Source organism: Pseudomonas sp. GM78, assembly GCF_000282475.1.
GTDB lineage: Bacteria > Pseudomonadota > Gammaproteobacteria > Pseudomonadales > Pseudomonadaceae > Aquipseudomonas.
Window position 1 is genome coordinate 1 of the sequence record NZ_AKJF01000207.1, and the last position, 21,578, is coordinate 21,578.

The 21,578-nt window shown below is 61.8% G+C and carries 22 protein-coding genes; 18 read left to right on the forward strand and 4 right to left on the reverse strand.

Annotation, left to right across the window (positions count from 1 at the left end; translation table 11 throughout):
• The 14 genes from PMI35_RS02855 to PMI35_RS02790 form a co-directional block, all read left to right on the forward strand.
• On the forward strand, positions 1–486 hold a 486-nt coding region (locus PMI35_RS02855), incomplete at its 5' end, for an outer membrane beta-barrel protein (protein WP_008065636.1).
• A gap of 99 nt (positions 487–585) precedes the next feature.
• The gene (locus PMI35_RS02850) at positions 586–1,896 is read left to right on the forward strand and encodes an ABC transporter substrate-binding protein (RefSeq protein ID WP_008065637.1); all 1,311 of its coding nucleotides are present in this window, start codon (positions 586–588) and stop codon (positions 1,894–1,896) included.
• A 25-nt stretch (positions 1,897–1,921) separates the two neighbouring features.
• Positions 1,922–2,647: an ABC transporter ATP-binding protein gene (locus PMI35_RS02845; RefSeq protein WP_008065638.1), complete on the forward strand. Its 726-nt coding sequence runs from the start codon at positions 1,922–1,924 to the stop codon at positions 2,645–2,647.
• 21 nt (positions 2,648–2,668) lie between these two features.
• The gene (locus PMI35_RS02840; RefSeq protein WP_081504871.1) at positions 2,669–3,361 is read left to right on the forward strand and encodes an ATP-binding cassette domain-containing protein; all 693 of its coding nucleotides are present in this window, start codon (positions 2,669–2,671) and stop codon (positions 3,359–3,361) included.
• A 2-nt stretch (positions 3,362–3,363) separates the two neighbouring features.
• Positions 3,364–4,227, forward strand: a complete 864-nt coding sequence (locus PMI35_RS02835; RefSeq protein WP_008065640.1) for a branched-chain amino acid ABC transporter permease — start codon at positions 3,364–3,366, stop codon at positions 4,225–4,227.
• Positions 4,227–5,261: a branched-chain amino acid ABC transporter permease gene (locus PMI35_RS02830; protein WP_008065641.1), complete on the forward strand. Its 1,035-nt coding sequence runs from the start codon at positions 4,227–4,229 to the stop codon at positions 5,259–5,261. The genes PMI35_RS02835 and PMI35_RS02830 overlap by 1 nt, the downstream gene beginning before the upstream one ends.
• Before the next feature lie 160 nt (positions 5,262–5,421).
• On the forward strand, positions 5,422–6,351 hold the full coding sequence (locus PMI35_RS02825; RefSeq protein ID WP_008065642.1) for a LysR family transcriptional regulator: 930 nt from the start codon (positions 5,422–5,424) through the stop codon (positions 6,349–6,351).
• A gap of 236 nt (positions 6,352–6,587) precedes the next feature.
• Positions 6,588–7,082, forward strand: coding sequence for a hypothetical protein (locus PMI35_RS02820; protein ID WP_008065644.1), 495 nt, complete (start codon positions 6,588–6,590; stop codon positions 7,080–7,082).
• A gap of 44 nt (positions 7,083–7,126) precedes the next feature.
• The gene (locus PMI35_RS02815; RefSeq protein WP_008065647.1) at positions 7,127–8,146 is read left to right on the forward strand and encodes a hypothetical protein; all 1,020 of its coding nucleotides are present in this window, start codon (positions 7,127–7,129) and stop codon (positions 8,144–8,146) included.
• Positions 8,147–8,236: 90 nt separating this feature from the next.
• Positions 8,237–9,700: an aldehyde dehydrogenase family protein gene (locus tag PMI35_RS02810; protein WP_008065648.1), complete on the forward strand. Its 1,464-nt coding sequence runs from the start codon at positions 8,237–8,239 to the stop codon at positions 9,698–9,700.
• 8 nt (positions 9,701–9,708) lie between these two features.
• Positions 9,709–10,776: a maleylacetate reductase gene (locus PMI35_RS02805; protein ID WP_008065650.1), complete on the forward strand. Its 1,068-nt coding sequence runs from the start codon at positions 9,709–9,711 to the stop codon at positions 10,774–10,776.
• Positions 10,777–10,811: 35 nt separating this feature from the next.
• Positions 10,812–11,684 carry a dioxygenase family protein gene (locus PMI35_RS02800; protein ID WP_008065651.1) on the forward strand — a complete coding sequence of 291 codons (873 nt, stop codon included), beginning with the start codon at positions 10,812–10,814 and terminating at the stop codon, positions 11,682–11,684.
• 3 nt (positions 11,685–11,687) lie between these two features.
• Positions 11,688–11,999: a YciI family protein gene (locus PMI35_RS02795; RefSeq protein WP_008065652.1), complete on the forward strand. Its 312-nt coding sequence runs from the start codon at positions 11,688–11,690 to the stop codon at positions 11,997–11,999.
• Positions 12,000–12,001: 2 nt separating this feature from the next.
• Positions 12,002–12,349 carry a Rieske (2Fe-2S) protein gene (locus PMI35_RS02790; protein WP_008065653.1) on the forward strand — a complete coding sequence of 116 codons (348 nt, stop codon included), beginning with the start codon at positions 12,002–12,004 and terminating at the stop codon, positions 12,347–12,349.
• Positions 12,350–12,475: 126 nt separating this feature from the next.
• On the opposite strand, the gene PMI35_RS0133135 is transcribed toward PMI35_RS02790, so the two are convergent.
• On the reverse strand, positions 12,476–13,534 hold the full coding sequence (locus PMI35_RS0133135) for an RHS repeat-associated core domain-containing protein (protein ID WP_008065654.1): 1,059 nt from the start codon (positions 13,532–13,534) through the stop codon (positions 12,476–12,478).
• Positions 13,535–13,838: 304 nt separating this feature from the next.
• Here PMI35_RS0133135 and PMI35_RS02785 point away from each other — a divergent pair, with 304 nt between their 5' ends.
• Positions 13,839–14,291, forward strand: a complete 453-nt coding sequence (locus tag PMI35_RS02785; RefSeq protein WP_008065655.1) for a YMGG-like glycine zipper-containing protein — start codon at positions 13,839–13,841, stop codon at positions 14,289–14,291.
• A 116-nt stretch (positions 14,292–14,407) separates the two neighbouring features.
• Here PMI35_RS02785 and PMI35_RS02780 read toward each other — a convergent pair whose 3' ends face one another.
• From PMI35_RS02780 to PMI35_RS02770, 3 genes are read right to left on the reverse strand one after another with little or no spacing between them, the layout of a single operon-like run.
• Entirely contained in the window at positions 14,408–15,436 is a 1,029-nt protein-coding gene (locus PMI35_RS02780; protein ID WP_032832131.1) for a DUF2955 domain-containing protein, read from the reverse strand.
• Entirely contained in the window at positions 15,426–16,547 is a 1,122-nt protein-coding gene (locus PMI35_RS02775; protein WP_008065658.1) for an HlyD family secretion protein, read from the reverse strand. The genes PMI35_RS02780 and PMI35_RS02775 overlap by 11 nt, the downstream gene beginning before the upstream one ends.
• Positions 16,540–18,096: an efflux transporter outer membrane subunit gene (locus PMI35_RS02770; protein ID WP_008065659.1), complete on the reverse strand. Its 1,557-nt coding sequence runs from the start codon at positions 18,094–18,096 to the stop codon at positions 16,540–16,542. Before PMI35_RS02770 ends, PMI35_RS02775 begins: the two co-directional genes overlap by 8 nt.
• Positions 18,097–18,334: 238 nt before the next feature.
• Here PMI35_RS02770 and PMI35_RS35695 point away from each other — a divergent pair, with 238 nt between their 5' ends.
• The 3 genes from PMI35_RS35695 (at position 18,335) to PMI35_RS02760 (ending at position 21,561) form a co-directional block, all read left to right on the forward strand.
• A complete protein-coding gene (locus PMI35_RS35695) occupies positions 18,335–19,876 on the forward strand; it encodes an aminotransferase class I/II-fold pyridoxal phosphate-dependent enzyme (RefSeq protein ID WP_008065660.1) in 1,542 nt (513 codons plus the stop codon).
• A gap of 26 nt (positions 19,877–19,902) precedes the next feature.
• The gene (locus PMI35_RS02765; protein ID WP_008065666.1) at positions 19,903–20,691 is read left to right on the forward strand and encodes a transporter substrate-binding domain-containing protein; all 789 of its coding nucleotides are present in this window, start codon (positions 19,903–19,905) and stop codon (positions 20,689–20,691) included.
• A gap of 156 nt (positions 20,692–20,847) precedes the next feature.
• A complete protein-coding gene (locus tag PMI35_RS02760) occupies positions 20,848–21,561 on the forward strand; it encodes an ABC transporter permease (protein WP_008065675.1) in 714 nt (237 codons plus the stop codon).
• Positions 21,562–21,578: the final 17 nt, after the last annotated feature.

Consider the following 21,578-nt stretch of genomic DNA (forward strand, 5'->3'; position numbering starts at 1 on the left):
TGCTCGCCGATACCGGCCGGCACCAAGGATGACGACTACAAGCGCCTGGCCTCTTACCTGACCTTGTCCCAGGTGCTCGACCCAAACAACCGCGTGGCACTGGAGCTGAACTATGGCACGCAGGAGCAGGGCGCTTTCGCCGGTTTCGCCAATAAAGGCGATGCCACCTGGTACGGCACCGATGTGAACTGGTATCACAAACTCAGCGAAAACCTGATGTGGAACAGCCGCGCCGAGTGGTTCTACACCGATGCGCCCGTACACGTGATGATGGCCAACATCGACCCGAACACCGGGATTCCCGACCCGACCTGGGGCAGTTTCTACGGCGTCACCACCAACCTGGCCTGGACCCCGACGCCCAACGTGCGCCTGCGTCCGGAGTTGCGCTACGACATCCATTCCGGCCCCGGTCGCGATGCCTACGCCGACGGGCAAAAGGACTCGCAGGTGGTTGCGTCCTTCGACGTCAGTTTCTTCTTCTAACCCGACGCTTTCGCTGACCCGACGTGATGGCGCTGCCCACACGTTGCGACCTTGTTCGTCCGGACTTTACCGGCCCGTCGCCGCACTGGAGCAATTTTCATGACAGACAACAACGATAAAAACCTGTTTGGCCGCGACGTTTCACGTCGTGATTTCCTGCGTGGCAGCGGTATCGCCGCCGGCGGGATCGCCCTGGCCAGCCTGCCATTCAACTTTGCCGTGGGCAGTGAACGGGTGATCAAGCTCGGCTACGTCAGCCCGCAGACCGGGCCACTGGCGCCATTTGCCGCCGCCGACAACTACATCATCGAATCGCTCAAGCAAACCCTGAAGAACACCCTGACGGTGGCCGGCAAGCCGTACCGCCTGGAAGTCATCGTCAAGGACAGCCAGTCCAACCCCAACCGCGCGGCGGAGGTGGCGAGCGAGTTGATCCTGTCGGACCAGGTCGACCTGATGCTGGTGTCGTCCACACCGGAAACCACCAACCCGGTGTCCGACCAATGCGAAATCAACGAAATCCCGTGCATTTCCACGGTGGCGCCATGGCAGCCCTGGTTCTTTACCCGTGGCGGCAAGCCCGATCAGGGCTTTGAGTGGACCTACCACTTTTTCTGGGGCCTGGAAGATGTGATCGGCACCTACACCTTGATGTGGGGCGCCATGCAGACCGACAAAGTGATCGGTGGGCTGTTCCCCAACGATGGCGACGGCAATGCCTGGGGCGATTCGAAACTCGGGTTTCCACCGGTGCTGGCGCAGAAGGGTTTCCAACTGGTTGATCCCGGTCGCTTCCAGAGCCTGACCGATGATTTCTCCGCGCAGATCGCCGCGTTCAAAAAGGCCGAGGTCGAGATTGTCACAGGCGTCGTCATCCCCCCGGACCTGACCACGTTCTGGACCCAGGCCCGTCAGCAGGGCTTCAAGCCCAAAGCGGTGTCGGTAGGCAAGGCATTGCTGTTTCCCACGGCGGTCGAAGCGCTGGGCAAGGCCGGCAACAACCTGTCGACCGAAATCTGGTGGAGCCCCACGCATCCGTTCAGTTCGTCGTTGACCGGCGCCAGTGCGGGGCAGCTCGCCCAGGGCTTCACCCAGGCCACCGGCAAACAGTGGACGCAACCGCTGGGCTTTGTGCACGCCCTGTTCGAACTGGCGGTGGACATCCTCCAGCGCACCGAAGAGATCGGCAACCCGAAGGCCGTACGTGACGCCTTGCTCAAGACCAACCTCAACACCGTCGTCGGGCCGATCAACTGGAACGGCGGGCCGGTGAAGAACGTCGCCAAGACGCCGCTGGTCAGTGGCCAATGGCGCCTGGGCCAAGACAACAAATACGACTTGATCGTGACCAGCAATGCCACCGCGCCGGCGATCCCGCTGGGCGGCGAGATGCAGGCCATTACGTATTGATCGCGCTCACGCAAGCAGGTGCTCCATGCAACAGCCACTTCTACAACTGAACGATGTGCACAAAAGCTATGGCTCGGTGAAGGTCACCGATGCCATGAGCCTGAGCCTGCAACCCGGCGAGGCCCTGGGCATCATCGGCCCTAACGGCGCGGGTAAAAGCACGCTGTTCAACCTGATCGCCGGTGGCGTGGCGGCGGACAGCGGCAGCATTCATTTTGAAGGTCGCAACGTCACCCGCGAGCCGGTGTTCAAGCGATGCCAGCAAGGCATCGGCCGTTCCCACCAGATCCCGCACCCGTTCGTGAAAATGACCGTGTTCGAGAATCTGCTGGTGGGCGCCACCTTCGGCGCGCGGTTGCGTGACAAGGAGGCCAGCCAATGGTGCGCGCAGACCTTGGAACTGACGGGGCTGATGCGCAAGGCCAACGTGCTGGCCGGCTCGCTGACGCTGCTCGACCGCAAGCGACTGGAAATGGCCCGTGCCTTGTCGACCCGGCCACGCTTGCTGTTGCTCGATGAAATCGCCGGTGGCCTGACCGAACCGGAATGCCTGGCACTGGTGGAAACCATCCAGGGCATCCACAAGGCCGGCGTCGCCATCATCTGGATCGAACACATCGTCCATGCCTTGCTGGCGGTGGTCAGCCGCCTGACGGTGATCAACTTCGGCGCCAAGCTGGCCGAAGGCGAGCCGCGCAGCGTCATGGCCGACCCACGCGTCCAGGAAATCTACATGGGCATCGGGAGCTGAGACATGACGACCCAAACACCCCTGCTGTCCATTGACCGACTCTGCGCCGGCTATGGCGACTTTCAAGCGCTGTTCGACATCAGCCTCACGCTGGATGAAGGCGAAACCGTGGCGATCATCGGCTCCAACGGTGCCGGCAAATCGACCTTCCTGCGCTCGCTGGCGGGGCAGATCAAGAACCAGGCGAATGCCATCACCTTCAGGGGCCAGCCCATCGGCGACCTGGCGGCCAACCAGGTGATAGCGCGCGGCATCGCCCTGGTGCCGGAAGGGCGAAAGCTGTTCCCGTCGCTGACCGTCGAGGAAAACCTACAGATCGGCGGCTATAGCAAACGCCCGGGCCCCTGGACGCTAGCCCGTATCTATCAACTGTTTCCGGTTCTGGAAAAGCTGCGCAAGCGTCCCGGCACCGCGCTGTCCGGCGGTCAGCAGCAGATGGTTGCGATTGGCCGGGGCCTGATGGCCAACCCGCACTTGCTGCTGTGTGACGAGATCAGCCTGGGGCTGGCGCCGACCACGATCAAGGACATCTACGCCGCGCTGCCCTCGATCAAGGCTGACGGCACCACGGTGATTCTCGTCGAACAGGACATCAATCAGGCGCTGAGTGTCTGCGACCGTTTCTATTGCTTGCAGGAAGGGCGTGTGTCCCTGACCGGCCGGCCCGGGGACGTCGACAAGGCGCAAATCAAAGCCGCGTACTTTGGGGTTTAGTGATGGAATGGCTCAATACGCTTGTGCAGGGCATGTTGCTCGGTGGACTCTACGCAATGTTCGCGGTAGGACTGTCACTGATGTTCGGCATCATGCGCCTGGTCAATATCGCCCATGGCGACTTCATCGTGCTGGCGTCGTACCTGGCGCTGATGGTGGTCAACCACCTGGGTTTCAGCCCGCTGGCAAGCCTGGTGATCGTCGTGCCGGTAATGTTCTGTCTTGGCTACCTGCTGCAACGCGGCTTGCTCAACCGCACACTCGGCCAGGACATTTTGCCGCCGCTGCTGGTGACCTTCGGTCTGTCGATCATCGTGCAGAACGTCCTGCTGCAGTTTTTCAGCGCCGACAGCCAGAAGTTGTCCCAGGGCGATCTGGAAGTCGCAAGTGTCGGCTTCGGTAGCCTCAGCGTGGGGATCATGCCGCTGATGGTGTTCGCCAGTGCACTGCTGATCATCGGCGGCCTGCAATTGCTGTTCTATAAAACCGCGTTGGGCCGTGCGTTCCGCGCTACCTCCGATGACCAGCAGACGGCACGGCTGATGGGCGTGAACAACTCCCATATCTTTGGCCTGGCCATGGCGCTGGCGATGGCGGTGGTGTCGATCGCCGGGGTGTTCCTGGCGATTCGCACCAGTTTCGATCCCACGGTGGGGCCGGCGCGTCTGTTGTACGGCTTTGAAGCAGTGATCATCGGCGGCCTGGGCAGCCTGTGGGGCACCCTGGCGGGCGGGGTGATTCTCGGCATCGCCCAGGCGCTGGGCGCGAAAATCGATCCTGGCTGGCAAATCCTCGCCGGTCACCTTGTGTTTCTGCTGATCCTGGTCGTGCGCCCGCGTGGCCTGTTTCCCCGGAGTGTCGACTGATGAATGCCTTGAATAATCCTGCGCTGGCTTACCGCGTACAGCGCACAACCACCAGCAGCCGGGTCGGCCTGTCATTGCTCGGCCTTTGCGTGCTGGTGCTGATCAGCGCGCCATGGTGGGCCGATCGTGCCAGCCTGCGGCTGGTGGTGGAGTTCGCCTATTACCTGGCCCTGGCGCAAATGTGGAACCTGTTGGCGGGTTACGCCGGCATGGTTTCGGTCGGGCAGCAGGCGTTTGTCGGCTTGGGTGGGTACCTATTGTTCATGCTGTCGACGCAACTGGGGGTGCCGCCCTTGTTCGCCGTGTTGCTTTCGGGCGTGCTCGTCGCGTTGTTGGCGATTCCCACCGCACTGATCGTGTTCCGGCTGCGCGGCGCCTACTTTGCGATCGGCACCTGGGTGGTGGCCGAGGTCTTTCGCCTGGGACTGGCACAGATGAGCAGCCTGGGCGGCGGTTCCGGGCAAAGCCTGCCGGCGGCGATCGTACGGCAGATCGGCAATGACCGTGACGGGCGCGAGATGCTGATCTACTTCACCGCACTGGCCATTGCCATCGGTGCGGTGGCGCTGGTGTTCTTCCTGCTGCGTTCACGCCAGGGCCTGGCGCTGGCGTCGATCCGCGATTCCGAACCGGCGTCCGGCAGCCTGGGCGTCAATACCTTCCGGACCAAGCTGATGGTGTACGTGTTGGCGGCCGGTTGCACCGGGGTGGTCGGGGCGCTGATCTTCCTGCAAAAGCTGAGGATCTCCCCGGACGCGGCGTTCAACCTGCAGGACTGGACGGCGGTGGTGATTTTCATCGTCATCATCGGCGGCATCGGCACCCTGGAGGGGCCATTGATCGGCACGTTGATCTATTTTGTCTTACGCGGATGCCTGGCCCAGTACGGTGCCGTGTACATGATCATTCTGGGTGTGGTCGCGGTGGTGATGATGCTCAAGGCGCCGCAAGGGGTGTGGGGCCTGATCAGTGGGCGGCTGGGCTGGCAGGTTTTTCCCATGCAGCGGCGGTTGTCAGTGCAACCCCGGCCATGACTTGCCGTCCGGTATCTGTAGGAGCGAGCCTGCTCGCGAAAAACGCCCGGACAACGCGATCATTCAGGCAGGTTGCGTTATCGTTGACGTCCATCGTCGGAACGCTGCCCGGAGCAAGCTCGCCCCTACAGGGCTGCTATTCATCCAGAGAACCTGCCCCATGGATCGTTTACTCAGTGTCGAAGCCTTTGTGCGGGTTGCCGAAACCGGCAACTTCGCCAGGGCGGCCCAGCAACTGGGCGTGACCCGCTCGGTCATCACCCATCGCATCCAGCAGCTGGAGCAGTTCATCAACGCGCCGCTGTTCCACCGCAGCACGCGCCATGTGCGGCTCTCCGAGGTCGGGGAGACGTACTACAAGGAATGCGCGGACATGGTCGCGAGTTTCAACTCATTGACCGAACACATGCGCGAACTGCGCGCCAAGCCTACCGGCAAACTGCGGGTGCAGATGCTGCCCGGGTTTGCCATCGGGCACTTCGGCCGCATGCTGGCCGAGTTCACGCGGCTGTACCCGGACATTGAAGTGGACGTCATCGTCAACGACCGGGTGGTGGACCCGATTGAAGAAGGTTTTGACGTGGCGTTCCAGATGTTCCCGCCGATGGCGGAAACCCTGATCGAACGCAAACTGTTCAGCGTTCGCCGGCTGTTCTGCATGTCCCCCGATTACGCCAGCGAGTTCGGCGTGCCGACCCATCCCCAGGAACTGCTGCAGCACAAGATCGCCCTGTACGAGGGCTATCCGTCGCGCAATCGATGGCTGTTCAACCGTGAAGACGAGCAGGTGGAGCTGAGCCTGCCGGGGCAGGTGCGCTCGAACTCGGTGCACCTGTTGCGTGATTACGCGCAGACCGGCGTCTGTATTGTCTGCCTGCCGACGCTGGTGGCCAGTGACGATCTGCTCAGCGGGCGGTTGATTCCGGTGCTGCCCGAGTACGCGTTGTCTTCCTTCAATTTCTCCGCAGTGTACCCCGCGACCCAGCGCCGGGCCTTGAAAGTCCGTACGTTGATCGACTTCCTGGTGGAGAATTTCGGCGATGAGCCGTGCTGGGATAAACCTTTGCTGGAGCGCGGCTGGGTTCGCTAAGCAACGCCCCCCCTGTAGGAGCAAAGCTTGCTCGCGATGAAGGTGAGTCAGTCGAAATGAATGTTGAATGTACCGCCGTCATCGCGAGCAAGCTTTGCTCCTACAGCAGATCACGGTTGCAGGTGCAGTGTTTGCGTTTCGCAAACACTGTTGTCGCTGGACCCCTAATTGTCCCAGGCCCAGGCGCGACGTACTGTTGGCTCACTGTTACTACAACAACAAAACGGTGAAAACCCATGAGTAGCGCGGCAATCGAAACGGTCTTCGGCTCGCTGGACAAGTACACCAAGGGCTCGGTTGAAATCATCAGCGGCCAGGCCAGTCACTACGCGTTTTCCAACGTTTTCGAGGTGGCGGAAAAATCCCTTCCTTATGAAAAGGTCGTCGTCGGCCTTAACCTCGGCTACGTCATTGAAACCCTGCGCGCCGAGGGCCAGTCGCCCTGGTACACGGCCGCGCACGACGAATTCGCCATCGTCATGGACGGTGAAGTGCGGGTGGATTTCCTCAAGCTCGATGCGCCATTGAAAGAAGGCGAGGGCACGCAACTGGCAGGCGAAGTGCCGGCGGGCAAACCAATGGGTTACGTCCTGCTCAAGCGCGGTCACCAATGCCTGCTGCCGGTCGGCACCGCGTATCGCTTCGAAGCCAGTCGCCCGGGCGTGATCCTGCAGCAGACGATCAAAGGCCCGCTTTCGGTCGAGAAGTGGGCCGACATCTGCTTGAAGTGATCTGCCCAGCGCCCCCCGCCCACAACAACAAGAGGAATTCCGCCATGGCCATGCTTGAAACCGCAGCCCAAACGCCACTGTTCGCCGATGAAGACGTCCAGGCCAGCGCCGCCCATCCCGTCACCGGTTATCGCGCCTTCAAACTCGGCGCGTTCGAGCTGTCGCGCGACGAGTATTTCGCCCGCGTCACCTGGCCTGCCAAAGGCCAGACCCGTTCGCACTTGATCCCGGCCGATGCCTTTCTGCGCGCCTTGATGCGCGACGTGGCCTGGGGCTTTTTCTACGGTTGGGTCAACTTCGACCACGTCATCGGCACCCGCAATTACTACGGCAAAGTCGACCTGTACGCCGGCACCTTCAATGGCACGCTCAAGGCGGCAGGGGTCAACTACACCGAAAACTTCGAAACGCCGCTGATCATGGCCACCTTCAAGGCGATCCTGCGCGACTGGACCAACGCCACCTTCGACCCGTTCGCCGCACCGGAAGAAACCGGCAGCGCATTCGGTCGCAAGAACGGCAACAACATCGAAGCCATCGAACGCTTTCGCATCGCCACCAAACGCATGCCCGGCCTGCCGGATGATTCGCCGCTGCGCAACGATCTGCCGGTCAACCGCCAGTTCATCGATGTGCCGCAGGACGAGCCGGAAATTCACGCTGCGGAAGGTTTCGAAGGCCAGTTGCATGCCTTCAACCTGCACAAGTACCTGTCGCGCTCCGACGTGACCTGGAACCCCTCGGTGACCTCGGTGTGCAAGGCCAGCCTGTTCTGCCCGACCACCGAAGAGTTCATCCTGCCGGTGTTCCATGGCAATGACCGGATCGAATGGTTCCTGCAGTTATCGGACGAGATCATCTGGGATGTCGGCGACAAGGACGACGGCAACCCGCGCGCGCGCATCACCATGCGCGCCGGCGACATCTGCGCCATGCCGGCCGACATACGCCACCAGGGCTATTCGACCAAGCGCTCGATGCTGCTGGTCTGGGAAAACGCCACGCCGAACCTGCCGCAACGCTATGAAAGCGGCGAACTCAAGCCGTATCCGATCGAGTTCTAAGACCAAGTGTCTTGCCCGGCACCTCGCCGGGCCACGCTCTCAGCCATCCAGTCAGACACTGCGCCACAGACGCGGTGCGAGGAAACCATTATGCAGAATCAGCTCTATATCGATGGCCGCTTCGTCGATGCGGTCGCCGGCGGGACCATCGACGTGGTGTCGCCCCACGACGGCTCGTTGATCACCCGCATCGCCGCCGCCGAAGCCGCCGACATCGACCTCGCGGTGGCCGCCGCCAAGCGTGCGTTTCCAGCCTGGTCGGCCCTTGCCGCTGCCGAGCGCGGACGCCTGTTGCTCAAGTTGGCGGACAAAATCGAAGAATGCAGCGAAGAACTGGCGCAGCTGGAATCACTGAACACCGGGCACCCGATCCGCGATTCCCGTGGCCTCGATGTGCCGCGCACCGCCGCATGCTTCCGCTACTTCGGCGGCATGGCCGACAAAATCGAAGGCGCGGTGATTCCGGTGGAAGCCGGTTTCCTCAATTACGTGCAGCGCAAGCCGATCGGCGTGGTCGGGCAAATCGTGCCCTGGAACTTTCCGCTGATGTTCACCAGCTGGAAGATGGGCCCGGCGCTGGCGGCGGGCAACACCATCGTCATCAAACCCTCGGAAATCACCCCGCTGTCGACCTTGCGCATTGTCGAGCTGATGACCGAAGTCGGTTTTCCGAAAGGCGTGGTCAACGTAGTGCCGGGTTACGGCCATACCGCGGGCCAGGCACTGGCCGAACACCTGGACGTCGGCAAGATTGCCTTTACCGGCTCAACCGCCACCGGTCGACGGATTGTTGAAGCGTCGCAGGGCAACCTCAAGCGCATTCAGCTGGAGCTCGGCGGCAAGGGTGCGAACATTGTCTTTGACGACGCCAACCTGGATGCGGCGGTCAACGGCGCTGCCTGGGCGATCTTCCATAACCAGGGCCAGGCCTGCATCGCCGGTTCGCGGCTGATCCTGCACAAAGACATCGCTGATGCGTTCCTGGAGCGCTTCGTCGCCCTGGCCAAGTCGATCCGCCTCGGTGACCCGATGGACCCCGAAACCGAAATGGGGCCGCTGACCTCGGCACTGCACCGCGATCGGGTGCTGGCCTACATCGATATCGCCATCGAGCAGGGCGGCAAGATCCTCGCCGGTGGCAAGGCGCCGGACGACCAGGCTCTGGCCAAGGGGTTCTATGTCGAACCCACCGTGGTCGAGGCCAAGCCGGGTGACCGTGTCTGCCAGGAAGAAGTCTTCGGTCCCTTCGTCACGGTCGTACGTTTCAGCACCGACGAAGAAGCGCTGGCCATCGCCAACAGCACCGAGTACGGGCTGGGCAGCGGCCTGTGGACGCAGAACCTCAGCCGTGCGCACAAAATGGCCGATGCCATTCATGCCGGTATGTGCTGGATCAACTGCTACAAGCGCGTCAGCCCCGGCAGCCCGTTTGGCGGCGTAGGGCAGTCTGGTTACGGCCGGGAAATGGGCTTTGAAGCGATCCACGACTACACCGAAGCCCGCTCGGTGTGGGTCAACGTCGACGCGAAAATCCCCCCACACTTCAAGCGCTGAGGCTGGCCATGAACCCTTTCGTTTACCAAAGCCTGCCGACCCGCGTGGTGTTCGGCTGGGGCAAGCTTTCGGCACTGGCCGCAGAGATCGAGCGCCTGGGCGCACGTCGGGCGCTGATCCTCACCACGCCGGAACAGCACGGTCTCGGTGAACGCGTCGCGGCGTTGCTCGGTGATCGGGCTGCGGGTGTGTACCCGCACGCGGTGATGCACGTGCCGCTGGAAGTGGCACAAGCGGCGCGCATTGAGGCGGCCCGCCTGGATGCCGATTGCTGCGTGGCCATCGGCGGCGGTTCGACCATTGGCCTGGGCAAGGCGATTGCCATGGATTCGGGGCTGCCGATAGTGGCGGTGCCGACCACCTACGCCGGCTCGGAGATGACGCCGATCTACGGCTTGACCGAAAACCGCCTGAAGAAAACCGGACGCGACCCTCGGGTGCTGCCGAAAACCGTGATCTACGATCCGCAATTGACCCTCACGTTACCGGCGCAGATCTCCGCCTGTTCGGGCATGAACGCCATGGCCCACTCGGTGGAAGCGCTGTACGCCGAGGACGCCAACCCGATCATTGGCTTCATGGCCGAGGAATCGATTCGCGCGCTGGCACAGGCATTGCCGGGGGTGGTCAATGACCCGAGTGATTCCGATGCTCGCAGCCAGGCGTTGTATGGCGCGTGGCTGGCGGGTATTTGCCTGGGCTCGGTGGGCATGGCCTTGCACCACAAGCTCTGCCACACCCTGGGCGGCACGTTCAATTTGCCCCACGCCCAGGCCCACGCCATCGTCCTGCCCCATGCCGCGCATTACAACCGTGAGGCCGCCGCCGAGCCGTTGCGACGTGCCGCGCGCGCGTTGGGTGGTCGCGAGGCCAGCGAGGTGGGTGGTTTGTTGTATGCACTCAACCAGAAACTGGGTATTCCATTGGCACTGGCCGACATCGGCCTGCCGCCAAACGGCCCGGCCGAAGCGGCTCAAATCGCCTGTGCCAGCCCCTATTACAATCCACGGCCGTTCGAACAAGGCCCGATCGAAGCGCTGCTGACCCGCGCCATGCTCGGCCAGGCGCCAGCCTGACTCAACGTGCACTCAGCACTGTCGGAATAAAAACAATGACCGATCACGATAAAACTACGGAAAACCTGATCTGCGAGCAGGCCGTGAACAGCTTCGCCGATGCGCCCGATGCGCGTTACAAACAGATCATGCAAAGCCTGGTCCGGCATCTTCACGCGTTTGTCAGCGACGTCGAACTGACCGAACAGGAGTGGTTCGAGGGCATTGGTTTCCTCACAGCAACCGGCCACAAGTGCGACGGCCAGGTGCGCCAGGAATTCATCCTGCTGTCGGACACCCTCGGCGTGTCGATGCTGGTCGACGCGATCAATCATCGCCTCAGCGCCACCGCCACCGAGACCACGGTGTTCGGGCCGTTCTACATCGAAGGCATGCCCGAGCGCGCGTTTGGCGAGAACATGGCCTTCACCCCGGGCGAGACGGCGCTGGTGCGCGGGCGGGTGGTCGATACCCAGGGCAATGCCTTGGCCGGTGCGGTGCTGGACGTCTGGCAGACGGCCGAAAACGGCATGTACTCGGGCCAGGACAGCGAACAGCCGTTCGGCAACCTGCGCGGTCGTTATCGCACCGACGCCGATGGTTGCTTTGCGATCCGCACGATTGTCCCGGTGTGTTACCCGATTCCGACCGATGGCCCGGTGGGGCGCATGCTCAACGCCGCCAACCGGCATCCGTGGCGGCCGGCGCACCTGCATTTCATGATCGAGGCGTCGGGATATCGCAAACTGGTGACCCATCTGTTCAATCACGATGATCCGTACCTGGCGTCCGATGCGGTGTTCGGGGTCAAACAGTCGTTGCAGGTGATCTATGAAGATCGCACCAGTCACGATGACCTGTCCGCACGGCTGGCCATGCCATTGCCGTTCAAGCGGGCCTGTTACGAATTCGTCATGGAGGCCGGGTGAATCATGGGCCAGTTTTTCGCGGTATTCGCCACCGACCACCCGGATCGCCTGGCCTTGCGCCAGCGCTTGCGGCCCAGTCACCAGGCGCATTTGCGGGCGACCGATGCGCACCGGGTGGTCGTGCGCCTGGGAGGCCCGACCCTCGATGATGCCGGCGCCGCGATGAATGGCACGCTGCTGGTGATCGAAGCCGGCAGCCTGGGTGAGGTGGAAGCCTTCGTCCAGGACGATCCTTATGTCCGGGCCGGGCTGTTTGCCAGCATCCAGATTCGCCCCTGGCAATGGAGCCTCGGCAATCCTGAGTTGCGGGGCTGACCATGCCCCTCATCACCTTGTGTCACCGCCAGGACATCGCCGACGGCGGCGCCCTCGGCCTGCCGCAGCACCAGCACCTGCATCCCGCCGGCCTCGTTGCGGTGCGCCAGGGCGAGGAGGTGTGGGTGTACATCAACCGCTGCCCGCATTTTTCCGTACCGCTGGACTATCGCCCGCAGGAATTCTGCACCTATCGCGGCCAGGTGCTGATGTGCGCGCATCACAGCGCGATGTTTCGTTTTGAAGACGGGCACTGTATCGACGGGCCGTGCAAGGGCGCGAGGCTGGAACCTGTGCCGGTGCGCTGGGTGGATAACCGTCTAGTCATGGAGGTGGGTGAGGAGGGCTGAACTACACTCTTTGAGGGTGAATCACGGCCATCAGGAGATCATCATGAAAAGGTTGTCACCCATCGGCCTGTGCGTCGCATTGTCGGTTTTCCGTGCTCGGGGATTGGTTGAAACCGTAGTGTAAGATTAAGAGCTTCGAATCTTTTCCCTGGCATTTTTAATAACTTCATTGAATGGAATGGCGGAACTGTCTTTCTGGTCTGCGATCTTTACTAATTTGGAAATGGTTTCTTTGGCATGTTTAAATATAGGTGATGGGTTTTTTTCGTACGCTAGGCGTTTAGTAGTATGAAGGATGCGCTCATGAAGTTTGTTCATGAAAAGATTACTAGATATTAGGTTTTTTTGCTTTAGCTCTTCAAGAAACACGTTTCGAATGATATTTGGATTTATTACGTCACGACTTGGGTCGAATACTTTAATGCGTTCGGCCCTCCAACGTACGAAGCTTTCGAGTGGGTCTGGATTCTTAATTTGAAATATTTCCGGGTGTCTTTCTTTAACTAATTCGATTTGCTCTTGGATTTTTTTGTTGTAGATTGCTTCTTTGTAAGTGCGGCGGTGATCATTAAATTTTGAAATTAAATCATCAATTTCTTTGTTGATTTTTTTGTTGGCGGCGCGCTGTAAAAAATTTCGGATAATTTTTGGGATATGTCCGGTAGGATCGCTGAAGTTAACCGGATCACCGTTGCAATACGCATACGAATTAAATCCACCCTTCCCAAACGGACTCAAACTGTCTGGGCTATTAAACCGCATCAACGCTGAATTAAATGCCCGATAGCCATTGCCCAACAAATAATGCCCCGTCACCGGATCCGGTCGTTCGCCGTTGAAGCCCAACAGGCTGGTTAATCCGCTTTCGGCAAGGCGGAACCCGTATGGGGAGTAGGCGATAGCTTGTCGCTCGGTGTTTTTCTTGAGTGTGTTCACTACCGAACGTTGCAAGTCAGTCGCCAGTAAGGTGGTGTCGTGCACATCTTGTTCGCGCTGTTGCTGTGCCAGAAGAAAGTCACTGTACTGGACGATGGAGTGCCCGATTGCGCCCTGAATTTCGGTGGCCAGTCGGTTTTTGCAGTAAAAGCGATGACGTTCCGGGGTGTCTGACCGAGCGTGGCTGGTTAGTCGATCCAGTGGGTCGTAGCTATAGCGGATGAGCCAGGGTTGCTTCGGGTTGGACATTGGGCGCTCCGAGCATTCAAGGTCTGGGAGGGCTTGAGTATCAACGGAATTGTCGGAGTCGGGAACTAGCAGAACTGATAGGCGAAAAGCTGTGTGCACCAGAAACCTTGTGGGAGCGGCGGTGCGACGATCCGACTTACCCTCGATGAGGACAGCATATCCAACATCGATGTTGGCTGACCTGACGCCTTCGCGGGCAAGCCTCGCTCCTACAAGGGTGAGTTCGGGATCGAGTCCGGGCAGTTGGGTGAGGAGGGCTGAACTACACTGATTCAGGGTGAACCACGCCCATCAGGAGATCATCATGAAAAGGTTGTCACCCATCGGCCTGTGCGTCGCACTGTCATTTTGCAGTGTCCAGGGATGGGCCCAGACGGTAGTACCGCTGAAGGGCCAGACTTCGCAACAGACTCAACTGGATATCAACGAATGCAACAGCATCGCTGCCAGTAGCACCTCAACCACGACTACGCCCTCTGGCGGACGGCTCAAAGGCGCCGCAGTAGGCGCGGCAGCCGGTGCGGCCGGGGCCCAGGTACGCGGCCGCCAGCATGACGAGTTCTATGATCGTGTCGATGACGATACCAAGCAGGATTACCGGCAGAACCGCGCCAAGGAAACGGCGGCGGCGGGTGCCGTGGTCGGCGGTTCGCGTCAGCGCCAGGAGCGCCGGGCGCAGGAGAAAACCAACGCAGCGAACACTTCGACGGCGTATACCAGTTGCTTGCAGGGGAAGGGGTATCAGGTTAATCCGTGAACCCCCCACGTACTTGTAGGAGCGAGGCTTGCCCGCGAAGGCGTCGCCACAGTCAGCATTGATGTAGGCTGACACACCGCCTTCACGGGCAAGTCGGAACGCCGCACCGCTCGCTCCTACGGAATCGGTTTAAGGCTGGTCTTCTCCCGCTGATTCAGCAAATACACCATCAGGCACGCATACAATGTCACCGCGATAAACAGCCCCATACGCACCGCAAAGGCGGTGTAGACGTCCTTGCCGGCCAGGCTGTCCTGCACCGACTGGCCCAACAGGATGATCAGGGTGATCAGGCTGTTGAGCCAGAAGCCAGGACTCAAACGGCCCGGGCTCAGGCCGTAGAGCTTGCGCGCCAGGATCAGGGCGAACAGCAGCATCCACAGGAAGAACATCCACAGGTGCACGAAGACCGTCAGTGCGCTCCAGAACAGGATTGCCAGCAGGCCGCCGAGCAAGGTCGAGCCAATCAGCTCGCGGGCGGCGTCGCGGGCGTTGGTGCTGGAACTCTGCTGTCCCAGGCTCACGGCCTTGAGCACGATGGGCAGGTAGCTGGCGGGGTCGATCAGGGCCAGCAGGAAGGTCGGGATCACGATCAGGGTGGCGCGCAACGCGACGCGGTCGACGTCTGCTACCGACATGGCCTGGGCGGGCGGGGGTGTTGGGGCGTTGTCCGGTTCGGGGAATAGCCAGTGACTCAGCCAGCCGATCATCACGGCCAGGAGCAGGCCGCTGGTCAACGCCTTGATGACCATCGCCGCCAGGCCGAAGTCGGCGACCCCGGCCGCCGGGATCATGGTCAGGCCGATCACCAGGAAGGTCACCACCAGGTTGTTGCCGCCGCGCTGGCCAAAGCGAAACACCATCAGCAGGCCGAGGCCGATCAACAGCACGCCGCTGAAGGCGTAGTACCGCAGGAGCGGGATCAGCAACAGGCCGATGCCGGTGGTCAGCATCGCGGTCAGCGCCAGCACCAGGGTGGCCTTGAACGGCAACGGGCGATTGAGGCTGACCAGCAGCAATGCCCCCAGCACCGGCGCGAGGAAGGGGATCGGCATAGCCAGGCCGAAACTCGCGGCCAGGCACAGCGCCGTGCCACAGGCCAGGCGCAATGCGCGCTGTACCCTCGGCGAGCGCTCAGTAGGCATACGACAGCCAGCTCATCAGCCACAGGAACAAGCGGCCCAACGGGTTGAGCACGTTGCCTTCGGCTGGGAAGGCCATGACTTCGGCCTGGCCACCGGAGCGGATGGCGCGGTTGTCCTTCAGCAGCGTCAGTGACTCGGGGGAGAACTCGATGACCACCGGAAAACGCTGGGCCGGGCGCAGCCAGTCACGGCTGTTCTGCACCGTGGGCAGGCTGCCGGGCGCGGTCGGCTGGCCGACGCTGACGCCGTAGCCGATGCTGCGCACGCGGCCCTCGAATACTTCGCCGGGCAGCGCATCGAGGGCAATGGACACCGGGGTTTCGGGCTTGACCAGCGCGAGGTTGTTCTCGGTCATGTCGGCGCTGATCCAGACATCGTGGATCGCAATCAGGGTCATCACCGGGTTGCCGGCCGCGGCGAACTGGCCGACATCGGTGCGCAGGTCGGTGATCAAGCCGGCTGAACGGGCGCGAACCTGGGTGTTGGAAAGGTCCAGTTCGGCCTTCGACAGGGCGGTGGCGGCACTGCGCAACAGGGCGTTGTCTTCCTCGCTGCCGCCTTCCTGCTCGCGGGCGCGTTGCACTTCGGCGCGGGCCGCGGCGACCTGGCTGACGGCCGCCTCGCGGTTGGCGCGGGACACCTCCAGCAGGCGCACGGAAATGGTTCCGGGGTCTTCACGGTACAAGCCCTCGAGGCGCTGATTGTCTTGCCGTGCCTTGAGTTCGTTGGCCTGGGCTGCGCGTAGACTGGCTTGCGCCGAGGCGATGCCGGCGGTGCTGGCGCCGATCTGCCGGCGGGTGGATTCAAGGTCGGCACGCGCCCGGTCCACGGCGATCTGGTAGGGCTGCGGGTCGATCTCGAAGATCACCTCGCCGGCCTTCACATCCTGGTTATTGCGCACGTTGACGCGAATCACCCGGCCGGCGACTTCCGCCGCCACCGGAATCACAAACGCACCCACTCGCGCCTGCTGGGTATAAGGAGTGAAGCGGTCCGCCAGCAGGTACCAGGCCAGGCTCAGGACGATCAGGAGCAAGACCCACTTGATGCCTTTTTTCGTCGGGTCGGCGGCAGGCGGCGCGGGCTGGGGGGAGGGCGCGGCTTCAGTCATGGTCTTTCACCTGATTGGGCAAAGGGGAGGCGGGCCGATCAGCCGGGGGCTCGGCGAGCAGGTCGCCCCAGTCGGTGCGTTGTTCCATCTGCTGGCGCGTGGCGCGATCGACCTTGGGCTGGGCGCTGTACCAGCCACCGCCCAGCGCCTTGTACAGGGCAATCACATTGCTCACCGCATCGCCTCGACTGAGCAGGTAGCCGTCCTGCAGTTCGAGCAGCGCCCGCTGGGCGTCCAGCACCCGCTGGAAGTCCGAGTAACCTTCGCGGTAGAGCGTGTTGGCCAAGGCCAGCGAGCGTTGCGCGGCCTTTTCCGCCTCGCGCAGGATGCGTTCGCGTTGCAGGGCGCGGGTCAGGCCGTTGGCGGCGTCATCCGCCTCGCGCGCGGCCTGGCGCACCTTATCGCGATAGGCCTCGATCAACTGCTGCAAGCGCGCATCCTGCACGCGCACGTTGTTGCTGATGCGGCCGTAGTCGAACACGTTCCAGCGCAGGCTGGGGCCGCCAATCAGGTCGAGGCTGCGCGAGGTTCCGCTCAAGGTATCGGTCGACCAGACGATGCTGCCCAGCAACGTCAGGGCCGGGTAGAAATCGGTTTCGGCGACGCCGATCAGCGCCGATTGTGCCGCAACGTTCAATTCGGCCGCCCGCACATCGGGCCGGCGCAGCAGCAGGTTGGCCGGGACATCCTGCAACACGGCGCGATCGACAAGCGGGATCAACTCGCTGTTGTCTGCCACCAGTGGCAGCGCACCGGGTGGCTGGCCGATCAACACGGCCAAGGCATTGCGGGTGCGATAAAGCTGGTCCTCCAGCACGGGGAGGGTACTCAACGTGCCCAGGTATTGGGTCTTGGCTTGTTGCAGGTCGAGTTCGGCGGTCTGGCCGCTCTTGAACAGCCTTTCGGTGATTTCGAAATTGCGGTGCTGTTGCCGGGCGTTTTCGTTGGCGACACGCAAACGCGCCTCGGTGGTGCGCAGGAAAAAATAGCTGTCGGCCACCTGCGCCCGCAACAGGACCAGCACGTCGTCATAGTTGGCCTCGGCCGCGAAGTAGCTGGCATCGGCGGCCTCGATGGCGCGGCTGAAGCGTCCCCAGAAATCCAGTTCCCAGCCCACGTCGAACCCGGCGCTGTGTTGCCAGAAATGGCTGTCCACCGGGTTGTTGCCGCCGGATTGATGGCGGTTGATGTAGACGCTGTCAGCGGCGATTTGTTGCAGTTGCGGGTAACGCCCGCTTTGCGCGATGCCCAGTTGCGCCCGGGCCTCCATCACGCGCAAGCCGGCGATCTTCAGGCTGGAATTGTGCGCATCCGATTCGGCGATCAAGCGGTCGAGCACCGGGTCGGCGAAGATCTGCCACCACTGGCGGATGTCCGGGTACTGCTGGCGCTGGCTGGCCTGTTCAAGGGCCGGGGTGTTCCAGTGATCGACCCAGTCTTGGCCCGGTGGCTGGAAATCCGGCCCCAGCCGTACGCAACCACCGAGGACCACTACGCCCATCAGCAGCAGCCGCTGGCGCCGCATCCGCGTGGATGTACCTGATTGCATTAAGTGTTTTCCAGCCAAAGGACCTCACAGCAGCATAGTCGGCGGGATGCCTTCTGCATGGCCTGGGCAATCAATCGGTAAAAACGTCGCGACTGTCGTAAAAACGACCCGTTTACGCTGAACGCGAACCTTCGACAGTTTTCTGTTGAACGAGTGTTCAGCTTGAACTATGTTCGTTCCACCTTCTTTCCCGGCTGGTTGCGGGCTTGCGTTTCTTCATATTGAACGAGGCACTGGCATGCGGTTTTCACCCTTTGTTGAGCAAAACTCAATCACGCCCAGTGCCTGCGACCCGGATTTTCCCGCCCCCGATTTCATCACCGATGCCGCTATTGAAGGCGGCGAACTTGCCGATCGCCTGGCCTTGCGCGAAGCGATTGCCGAGCACTATGGCAAGCTGTTGGGTCGTGAGCTGAAAGCCGCGAACGTGATCACGCTGGCCGGGGCGCAGGACGCCTTGTTCGTCACGTCGATGTGCCTGCTTGCCGCCGGGGACGAGGTGATTGTCCTCGATCCGATAGACCAGGCCTGCGAGGCGACGCTCAAGGCTTGCGGCGCCACGCTGGTGAGGGTGACGTCCATAGATGCAGCGCTGCTGGCCAAGGCGATTACTCCGCGCACCCGGGCGATTTTCCTGTCGAGCCCGAACGGCGGGATGCTCAATCACGAAGCTTTGCAAACGATCGCCGGACTCGCCATCGCCCATGACCTGTGGGTGGTGGTCGATGAGGTCCATGAGGAGCTGACGCTGCAGCACCTGAGCCTTGCGGCAGCGCCGGGCATGGTCGAGCGTTGTGTGGTGATCGGTAGCCTGTCGACAGCGCACCCGATGGTCGGATGGTGCATGGGCTGGATCGTCGCTGACTGCGCCCTGGTCGCGCATGCCCAAACCCTGGCGTTGGCCAAGACTTCCCAGCGTATCCGCGATTTTGTCCAGGCGCTGAAAGTGCAAGCCCCCAAGCCCGTGGTCAGCCGCGTGGCCAGTGGGCCGGTCAACGAGCCGGTCACTGCGCGCACCATGATCGAAGTCGATCGCCTGCACAAACGCTTCGGTAACATCGAAGTGCTCAAGGGCGTTTCCCTGACCGCACGCGAGGGCGAGGTGATCTCGCTGATCGGCGCCAGCGGCTCGGGCAAAAGTACCTTGCTGCGCTGCATCAACATGCTCGAAGTCCCGGACCAGGGGCGCATCCTGGTGGACGGCGAAAGCATTCACCTGAACCACACCCGCCCCGGCGCGCCACTGGTGGCAGACGCCAAACAGTTGGTACGTATCCGTTCCAGCCTGGGCATGGTGTTCCAGAACTTCAACCTCTGGCCCCATCGCACGGTGCTGGAAAACCTCATCGAAGCGCCGACCCAGGTCCTGCGTGAAAGCCGGGCGGAGGCGACCGAGCGCGCCGAAGCCTTGCTTGAACGCGTGGGGCTGGCGGCCAAGCGCAACGAGTACCCGGCGTTTCTCTCCGGGGGACAGCAACAACGGGTGGCCATCGCCAGGGCCCTGGCCATGCGGCCCAAGGTCATGCTGTTCGATGAACCCACCTCGGCACTCGACCCGGAACTGGTCGGGGAAGTGCTGCGGGTAATCCGCTCCCTGGCCGAGGAAGGCCGGACCATGATCCTGGTGACCCACGAAATGGCCTTCGCCCGGGATGTCTCTTCCAAAGTCGCGTTTTTGCATCAAGGGCTGATCGAGGAAACCGGTACGCCCGACGAAGTGTTCGTACACCCACGCAGCGAGCGTTGCCGGCAATTCGTCAACGCTCATCAAACTCGCTAAAAACAACAAAAGACGGGGCAAAAACCATGGGAAATCGACGTTTGGCACACTGGTTGACTGGCGTGGCCGCAGTAATGCTGGCTGGCATGAGCGCCGCGCAGGCACAACCCATCAGGTTCGCGGTCGCTGCCGAACCCTATCCGCCGTACACCGAGAAACAGGCCAACGGCGAATGGAAAGGCTTTGAAGTGGACCTGATCCACAAGCTGTGCAGCGAAATGAAAGCCGAGTGCGAGATCAAGGAAGTGGCGTGGGACGGGATTATCCCGTCGTTGCTGGCGAAGAAGATCGACGTGATCTTTTCCTCGATGTCGGTGACCGAAGAACGGGAAAAACAGATCGCCTTCAGCAAGGCCTATTACGACTCCGTGGTGGCGATCGTCGGGCCGAAGGACGCTGTGGTCAAAAAATACCCGGACGACCTCAAGGGCAAGACCATCGGCGTGCAGAACTCCACGGTCAGCGCCAGCTACTTGAAAACCTACTACGAAAAAATCGCCGACGTTAAGTACTACGACACCCAGGACTCGGTGAACGCCGACCTGATTGCCGGTCGTCTCGACTTGATGATGGCCGACGGCACCGCCATGGCGGCCTTCGTCAAGACCCCGGATGCCAGCAAGAGCAACCTGGAATACCTCGGCGCCGTGCCGTACGACCCGATCTTCGGCAAGGGCGTGGGCGCCGGTCTGCGCAAGGACGACACCGAGCTCAAGGCCAAACTCGACAAGGCCATCCAGGAACTGCTGGCGAGCAAGGACTACGACGACCTGTCCCAGAGCTACTTCGGGACCAGTGTGAAGCCGGCGTTCTGACAGTCCAAGGCTGAAACTTAAATCCCGGGGAAACGCACATCCCTGTGGGAGCGGGCTTGCCCGCGATGGGGCCCTCGAGGTCGCCGAAAAGCATCGCGGGCAAGCCCGCTCCCACAGGGTTCGGCGGTGTCGTCACGGCCATGACTGGAGACTGAAATGCCAGCAATGTTCGATTTGATTGGTTTCAGCGAGCAAGGATGGGGCACGGCGCTGCTCAAGGGATTGTGGATGACCCTGCAGATCTCCGCCGGCGCCTTCGTGCTCGGGCTGGCCATCGGCCTGGTGGTGGCCTGCCTCAAGTTGGGCGGGCCAAGGCCGATTGCGGCACTGGCGCGTGGTTACACCACCTTGTTCCGCGCGGTTCCGGAGCTGCTACTGATCCTGTTGCTGTACTACGTCGGCTCCATGCTGCTCAACGCACTGATGGCAACGCTGGGTTACGGCGCGGTGAACGTCAGCGGCCCGTTGGCGGCAATCGTGGTGCTGGGCCTGGTGCAGGGCGCTTACGCCTCGGAAATTTTCCGCGCGGCGATCCAGGCCATTCCCTTCGGCCAGATCGAAGCGGGGAAAGCCTTCGGCCTGCACGGTTTCGCCCTGTTCCGCCGCGTCACGCTGCCGATCATGGCGCCCTATGCGATGGCGGGGATGGCCAACCTGTGGATCAACCTGATCAAGGACAGCGCCCTGATCAGCGTGGTCGGCACTAACGAGCTGTTGTACACCGCCAGGCAGGGCGCGGGTTCGACGCGTCATTACCTGTTGTTCTACCTCACGGCGGCGGCGCTGTATTACGCGGTGACGCTGGCGTCCAACTACCTGTCGGGACGGCTCGAGCGACGCATTCGTCGCTGGATGCCTCTTGTTGACTGAACCGGCAAAGAGAATGA

Bases quoted from the DNA above. Each gene is read 5' to 3' on its own strand.
- PMI35_RS02850 (WP_008065637.1), top strand. From the start codon at position 586: ATGACAGACAACAACGATAAAAACCTGTTTGGCCGCGACGTTTCACGT.
- PMI35_RS02845 (WP_008065638.1), top strand. From the start codon at position 1,922: ATGCAACAGCCACTTCTACAACTGAACGATGTGCACAAAAGCTATGGC.
- PMI35_RS02835 (WP_008065640.1), top strand. From the start codon at position 3,364: ATGGAATGGCTCAATACGCTTGTGCAGGGCATGTTGCTCGGTGGACTC.
- PMI35_RS02830 (WP_008065641.1), top strand. From the start codon at position 4,227: ATGAATGCCTTGAATAATCCTGCGCTGGCTTACCGCGTACAGCGCACA.
- PMI35_RS02825 (WP_008065642.1), top strand. From the start codon at position 5,422: ATGGATCGTTTACTCAGTGTCGAAGCCTTTGTGCGGGTTGCCGAAACC.
- PMI35_RS02820 (WP_008065644.1), top strand. From the start codon at position 6,588: ATGAGTAGCGCGGCAATCGAAACGGTCTTCGGCTCGCTGGACAAGTAC.
- PMI35_RS02815 (WP_008065647.1), top strand. From the start codon at position 7,127: ATGGCCATGCTTGAAACCGCAGCCCAAACGCCACTGTTCGCCGATGAA.
- PMI35_RS02810 (WP_008065648.1), top strand. From the start codon at position 8,237: ATGCAGAATCAGCTCTATATCGATGGCCGCTTCGTCGATGCGGTCGCC.
- PMI35_RS02805 (WP_008065650.1), top strand. From the start codon at position 9,709: ATGAACCCTTTCGTTTACCAAAGCCTGCCGACCCGCGTGGTGTTCGGC.
- PMI35_RS02800 (WP_008065651.1), top strand. From the start codon at position 10,812: ATGACCGATCACGATAAAACTACGGAAAACCTGATCTGCGAGCAGGCC.
- PMI35_RS02795 (WP_008065652.1), top strand. From the start codon at position 11,688: ATGGGCCAGTTTTTCGCGGTATTCGCCACCGACCACCCGGATCGCCTG.
- PMI35_RS02790 (WP_008065653.1), top strand. From the start codon at position 12,002: ATGCCCCTCATCACCTTGTGTCACCGCCAGGACATCGCCGACGGCGGC.
- PMI35_RS0133135 (WP_008065654.1), bottom strand. From the start codon at position 13,534: ATGTCCAACCCGAAGCAACCCTGGCTCATCCGCTATAGCTACGACCCA.
- PMI35_RS02785 (WP_008065655.1), top strand. From the start codon at position 13,839: ATGAAAAGGTTGTCACCCATCGGCCTGTGCGTCGCACTGTCATTTTGC.
- PMI35_RS02780 (WP_032832131.1), bottom strand. From the start codon at position 15,436: ATGCCTACTGAGCGCTCGCCGAGGGTACAGCGCGCATTGCGCCTGGCC.
- PMI35_RS02775 (WP_008065658.1), bottom strand. From the start codon at position 16,547: ATGACTGAAGCCGCGCCCTCCCCCCAGCCCGCGCCGCCTGCCGCCGAC.
- PMI35_RS02770 (WP_008065659.1), bottom strand. From the start codon at position 18,096: ATGCAATCAGGTACATCCACGCGGATGCGGCGCCAGCGGCTGCTGCTG.
- PMI35_RS35695 (WP_008065660.1), top strand. From the start codon at position 18,335: ATGCGGTTTTCACCCTTTGTTGAGCAAAACTCAATCACGCCCAGTGCC.
- PMI35_RS02765 (WP_008065666.1), top strand. From the start codon at position 19,903: ATGGGAAATCGACGTTTGGCACACTGGTTGACTGGCGTGGCCGCAGTA.
- PMI35_RS02760 (WP_008065675.1), top strand. From the start codon at position 20,848: ATGCCAGCAATGTTCGATTTGATTGGTTTCAGCGAGCAAGGATGGGGC.